We start from the raw sequence: 5,225 nt of genomic DNA, 5'->3' as shown, positions 1-5,225 counted from the left end.
GTCCGAAAGGACGACCAGGATTCATTCGGTCTCCTTCCCACTTCAACCATACACCAGAACCAACACACAGGATTCTATGGTCTGCGCGCGTCGCTTCGCTCCTTGCTCCGCCCAGGAATGACGACCGGAGGGAGGCTTCGGCCAATCACCCATGTCGCGCTTACCTTTCCTGACAACGGTCCGCCCGGCTTGGCCCACGACCAGACCCGTCTTCCCCTGCTAGAGGGGGCGCAACCAACGCGAGGCCCCCATGCGCAAGCTCATCTCCACCGGTTCGCCCTTCGAGAAAACCGCCGGCTATTCGCGCGCGGTGGTGCAGGGCGACTGGTGTTTTGTCTCCGGCACGACCGGCTACGACTATGCCACCATGACCATGCCCGACACGGTCGAAGCGCAGACGCGCAATTGCCTCGCCACCATCGCCAAGGCGCTCGCCGAGGGCGGCTTCGACATGGCCGATGTGGTGCGGGCGCATTACTACATCACCGACCAGGCCTATGTTGACGTGGTCTTCCCGATCCTCGGCGAGGCATTCGGCGACATCCGCCCGGCGGCGACGATGATCGTGTGCCAGCTCAACAAGCCGGAGATGAAGATCGAGATCGAGGTGACGGCGCTGAGGCGCACGGCATAGGCTGCCGGCACTAGGAAGCGCGCAAAGCAGGGGTCAGCCTATGGTGAAAGTCGAGCGCATCGTCGCCAACATCGCCACATCCGACATTGCCGCGGCCAAGCGCTTTTACCAGGACGTGCTCGGGCTTGATCTGCTCATGGATATGGGTTGGATCGCCACCTACGGGTCCGAGGAACGGATGCAGGTGCAGGTGAGCTTCATGGCGCAAGGCGGATCCGGCACGCCGGTGCCGGACCTGTCGATCGAGGTCGACGATGTGGACGCGGCGCTTGCGGGCATGAAGAAGGCAGGCTTCGCCGTCGAATACGGCCCGGCCGACGAGCCCTGGGGCGTGCGGCGCTTCTATGTGCGCGATCCGTTCGGGCGGCTGGTGAATATCCTGTCGCATCGGTAGGGCTCTTCCAGCTTGGGTTCCTCGCCCCCACGAAGTGGGGGAGAGGTGGCTCGGCGAAGCCGAGACGGAGAGGGGGAGTGCCCTACGAAGGCCCCCTCTCCGTCTGCTTCGTGGACACCTCTCCCCCACCTCCGGCGGGGGCGAGGAACCGAGCTTCGAGACATCCTCTTGCGCCCGGCCCGCTTGGCGTTTAGCAAGGCCGCGGTTTCTCCAAATACTATTGGGACGGTTCTCCATGGCTTCGAAAAATCTCTTCCTGCTCGCCGGCGACGGCATCGGCCCCGAGGCCATGGCCGAGGTGAAGAAGCTGATCAAGGCCATGAACGACAGGCTGGGCAGCGGCTTTGTTACCGACGAAGGACTGGTCGGCGGCTGCGCTTACGACGCGCATGGCGCGGCGATCTCCGATGCCGACATGGCCAAGGCGATGGCAGCGGACGCCGTGCTGTTCGGCGCCGTCGGCGGGCCTAAATGGGATGCCGTGCCTTACGAGGTGCGCCCCGAGGCTGGGCTCTTGCGCCTGCGCAAGGACATGGAGCTGTTCGCCAATCTCAGGCCCGCGATATGCTATCCGGCCCTGGCCGCTTCCTCCTCGCTCAAGCAGGAGGTGGTCGAGGGCCTCGACATATTGATCGTGCGCGAGCTCACCGGCGGCGTCTATTTCGGCGAGCCAAAGCAGATCATCGATCTCGGCAACGGCCAGAAGCGCGGCATCGACACCCAGGTCTACGACACGTTCGAGATCGAGCGCATCTCGGGCGTCGCCTTCGAGCTCGCGCGGACGCGTCGGAACCACGTCACCTCGATGGAAAAGCGCAACGTCATGAAGTCGGGCGTTTTGTGGAACGAGGTGGTCAGCCGGACGCACAAGGCGCGGTACTCCGATGTGAAGCTCGACCACATGCTGGCGGACGCCGGCGGCATGCAGCTGGTGCGCTGGCCAAAACAGTTCGACGTCATCGTCACCGACAATCTGTTCGGCGACATGCTCTCCGACATCGCCGCCATGCTTACCGGCTCGATCGGCATGCTGCCTTCGGCCTCGCTCGGCGCGCCGGATGCCAAGACCAAGAAGCGCAAGGCGCTCTACGAGCCGGTGCACGGCTCGGCGCCCGACATCGCCGGCAAAGGCATCGCCAACCCGATCGCGATGATCGCGTCCTTCGCCATGTGCCTGCGCTATTCCTTCGGCATGGTCGCCGAGGCCGACAAGCTCGAAGCGTCGATCGCCGCCGTGCTCGACGACGGCCTGCGCACCAAGGACATTTTCTCGGCCGGCATGAAGGAAGTCGGCACCACCGAGATGGGCGACGCCATCATCGCCAAGTTCCTGGGATGATCGTATGACCGTCGACATTCGCTGGGCGAGGGTCGACGATGCCGAAGCGCTCGCCACCCTGCTTTGTGCGATGGCCACGCATTACCGGCAGGCGCCGCTCGATCACAGCCGGGCGGCGGCCACTGTGCGGCAATGGCTTGGCGACGAGAGCCCGGCCTATCCGCATTCGCCTTGGCTTTCGCGAATGGCGAGCCCGCCGGCCTCGCTTCGGTGGCGATTGCCCACCCAGGCATCGATCTCGAAAGGCTGATGTTCCTGAAGGATCTGTTCGTGCGCGACGTCGCTCGCGACAAGGGCGTCGGCCGCGCGCTCATCGGCTTTCTCGCCGGCCATTGCCTCGGCAAGGGCATCGGTCGCATCGACCTCACGACCGAAGACTGGAACGAGGGCGCGCTGCGCTTCTACGACCGGCTCGGCGCAGAGCGCCATGGCCAGAAGGTTTTTCTGCGACTACCGGGCGACGCGCTGAACAAGGTCGCCAGAACCTGACGCCGGCCGATATAGGTGCCAAGGCTGGGTAAACCTCCGAGATTAGCCGAAGCGACCGAACTTCGTCATCCACGGGCGGAGCGGGAGCGAAGCGGACGCGGAGACCCGAGGATCCATGCCGTGACCTCGCGCGAATAGTAAAGGCGGTGCAGAACAAGGGCTTTTCTGCACCGCTGCGACGCGTGGAGGTCACGGCATGGATTCCAGGGTCTGCGCGCGTCGCTTCGCTCCTTGCTTCGCCCTGGAATGACGGAGGCGTAGTGGCTGCCGGCCCGCGCGCGTCGGGCTGACCTACGCGGGCCGCTTCTTCTGCTTCTTGCGCTTTGCCGGCTGGCCGGATTTTGGCTTTTCGAACTTCGCCTTACCCGGCTTCGCCCAGGGTTTCGCCTCGCCACCAGGCTGCCGCTCGTGCGACGCCCGCTTCTCGAATCCGGGCGCGCCCTGGTCGAAAGACCGCTTGCCGCGATGCGGCTTTTTCTCCGGCCTCTGTGGCTGGTAGCCGGCGCGCGACAGGTCCGGCGTGCCGTCGATCCGCCTGACCGCGATGTTGCCCTGCAGCTTGCGGTCGGGGCCGATCGCGGCGACGAACCGGTCGGCCCAGTCGGCGGCGATCTGCACGAAGGTTTCCTCCGGCTGCATCTTGATGGCGCCGATCTCGCGCTTGGACATGCCGGCGGTGCGGCACAGCATCGGGATCAGCCAACGCGGCTCGGCATTCTGCCGGCGGCCAACCGAGAGCGAGAACCAGACGCTATCGCCGAAATCGTCGCGGCGGCCCGATGTTTCTTCCCCGCGGCCGGATGTTTCTTCGCGGCGTGCGAACTTCTCCTTTGATGGCGCGAAGGGCGCGACATCGATCAGGTCCTCAGGCGCCGAGCGGCTTGCACGGCAAAGCCGCACGAAGGCGGCGGCCACCAGCTCGGCGCCGTGCCGTTCCAGGAGCGCCGCGGCGAAGTTGCGCTCCTCGTCCTTCACCGGCTCGCCGAAGGAAGGATCGGCCAGGATGCGCTCGTCGTCGCGCCGCAGCACCTCGTCGGCTGAGGGAGGGCTCGCCCAGGCCGCGGTCAGGCCGGCATTGGCGAGCAGCCGCTCGGTGCGCCGGCGCGCATTGCCCGGCACGATCAGCGCGCTGACGCCCTTACGGCCGGCGCGTCCGGTGCGGCCGCTGCGATGCAGCAGCGTCTCCGGATTGCTCGGCAGGTCGGCGTGGATGACGAGATCGAGATTGGGCAGGTCGATGCCGCGCGCGGCGACGTCCGTGGCGATGCAGACCTTGGCGCGGCCGTCGCGCATTGCCTGCAGGGCGTGGCTGCGCTCGTTCTGGCTGAGCTCGCCGGAGAGCGCCACCACCGCAAAATTGCGGTTGTTGAAACGCGCTGTGAGATGGTTGACGGCGGCGCGGGTGTTGCAGAACACCATCGCATTGCCCGCCTCGTAATAGCGCAGCACGTTGATGATGGCGTTCTCGCGATCGGCGGGCGCGACCGAAAGCGCCCGGTACTCGATATCGAGATGCTGCTTTTCCCCGCCGCCGGCCGAGATGCGCACGGCGTCGCGCTGGTAACTCTTCGCCAGCGTGGCGATGGAGCGCGGCACGGTGGCGGAAAACATCAGCGTGCGGCGCCCGGCGGGCGCCGCATCGAGGATGAATTCGAGATCCTCGCGGAAGCCGAGGTCGAGCATCTCGTCGGCCTCGTCGAGCACCACCGCTTTCAGCGCCGACATGCCGAGCGCGCCGCGCGTGATGTGGTCGCGCAGCCGGCCCGGCGTGCCGACGACAATATGAGCGCCGCGTTCCAGCGCGCGGCGCTCGGTGCGCATATCCATGCCGCCGACGCAGGAGGCGATCTCAGCGCCGGTCAGCTCGTAAAGCCATTCCAGCTCGCGCCGCACCTGCAGCGCCAGCTCGCGCGTCGGCGCCACGACCAGGCCGAGCGGCGCGCCGGCGTCGCCGAAGCGCTCGGCGCCACTGAGCAGGGTCGGCGCCACGGCAAGACCGAAGGCGACGGTCTTGCCGGAGCCGGTCTGCGCCGACACCAGCGCGTCGGCCTCGCCGAGCTCAGGCCCAAGCACCGCCTTCTGCACCGGCGTCAGCGCGACATAGCCGCGTTTTTCCAGCGCTTGCGCCAGCGCAGGAACAATCGTTTCGAAACTGGACATTTTCTTCTTTCGGAATTCGGGGTTCTGCGCTCGTCATGGAGCACAAGGCCGGCACTGCGCCAGCCAAACGAAATTTGAGCCGTTCGTACTTCCTGCAGCCGCCATTGTACAGAGCAGGCGGCACCGCCTTTCCCTTCTCCCCTTGTAAGGGCTTTGCACAGAATCGGATCGGTGATTCCATGCGGATATCCGGCGAGGAGGGATTCGCG

At 66.0% G+C, this 5,225-nt stretch carries 7 protein-coding genes; 5 read left to right on the top strand and 2 right to left on the bottom strand.

The window, feature by feature from the left end; translation table 11 throughout:
- The first annotated feature begins 250 nt into the window (after positions 1-250).
- The 5 genes from LB538_RS29045 (at position 251) to LB538_RS29025 (ending at position 2,856) form a co-directional block, all read left to right on the top strand.
- Positions 251-634 (top strand): RidA family protein, encoded by a 384-nt coding sequence (locus LB538_RS29045; protein ID WP_224532802.1) that lies wholly within the window; start codon positions 251-253, stop codon positions 632-634.
- Between the two features lie 43 nt (positions 635-677).
- Positions 678-1,028, top strand: coding sequence for a VOC family protein (locus LB538_RS29040; RefSeq protein ID WP_224532811.1), 351 nt, complete (start codon positions 678-680; stop codon positions 1,026-1,028).
- 235 nt (positions 1,029-1,263) lie between these two features.
- Positions 1,264-2,367, top strand: coding sequence for a 3-isopropylmalate dehydrogenase (leuB, locus tag LB538_RS29035; protein ID WP_224532804.1), 1,104 nt, complete (start codon positions 1,264-1,266; stop codon positions 2,365-2,367).
- Positions 2,368-2,371: 4 nt separating this feature from the next.
- Positions 2,372-2,617 carry a hypothetical protein gene (locus LB538_RS29030; RefSeq protein ID WP_224532812.1) on the top strand — a complete coding sequence of 82 codons (246 nt, stop codon included), beginning with the start codon at positions 2,372-2,374 and terminating at the stop codon, positions 2,615-2,617.
- Positions 2,500-2,856: a GNAT family N-acetyltransferase gene (locus tag LB538_RS29025; protein ID WP_224532806.1), complete on the top strand. Its 357-nt coding sequence runs from the start codon at positions 2,500-2,502 to the stop codon at positions 2,854-2,856. Before LB538_RS29030 ends, LB538_RS29025 begins: the two co-directional genes overlap by 118 nt.
- 291 nt (positions 2,857-3,147) lie before the next feature.
- Here LB538_RS29025 and LB538_RS29020 read toward each other — a convergent pair whose 3' ends face one another.
- Together LB538_RS29020 and LB538_RS29015 are read right to left on the bottom strand one after the other, a co-directional pair.
- Entirely contained in the window at positions 3,148-5,016 is a 1,869-nt protein-coding gene (locus LB538_RS29020) for a DEAD/DEAH box helicase (protein ID WP_224551837.1), read from the bottom strand.
- Positions 4,947-5,225, bottom strand: a 279-nt coding sequence (locus tag LB538_RS29015; protein ID WP_224532810.1) for a hypothetical protein, incomplete at its 5' end; no start/stop codon positions are given. The genes LB538_RS29015 and LB538_RS29020, both read right to left, overlap by 70 nt.

The organism is Mesorhizobium sp. Ca11 (assembly GCF_020165275.1).
Lineage (GTDB): Bacteria > Pseudomonadota > Alphaproteobacteria > Rhizobiales > Rhizobiaceae > Mesorhizobium.
This window is presented reverse-complemented; position numbering and strand designations above follow the sequence as displayed.

What these genes read in the sequence shown, in the direction of transcription:
- LB538_RS29045 (WP_224532802.1), top strand. Translation starts at nt 251, where the DNA reads ATGCGCAAGCTCATCTCCACCGGTTCGCCCTTCGAGAAAACCGCCGGC.
- leuB (WP_224532804.1), top strand. Translation starts at nt 1,264, where the DNA reads ATGGCTTCGAAAAATCTCTTCCTGCTCGCCGGCGACGGCATCGGCCCC.
- LB538_RS29030 (WP_224532812.1), top strand. Translation starts at nt 2,372, where the DNA reads ATGACCGTCGACATTCGCTGGGCGAGGGTCGACGATGCCGAAGCGCTC.
- LB538_RS29025 (WP_224532806.1), top strand. Translation starts at nt 2,500, where the DNA reads ATGGCTTGGCGACGAGAGCCCGGCCTATCCGCATTCGCCTTGGCTTTC.
- LB538_RS29020 (WP_224551837.1), bottom strand. Translation starts at nt 5,016, where the DNA reads ATGTCCAGTTTCGAAACGATTGTTCCTGCGCTGGCGCAAGCGCTGGAA.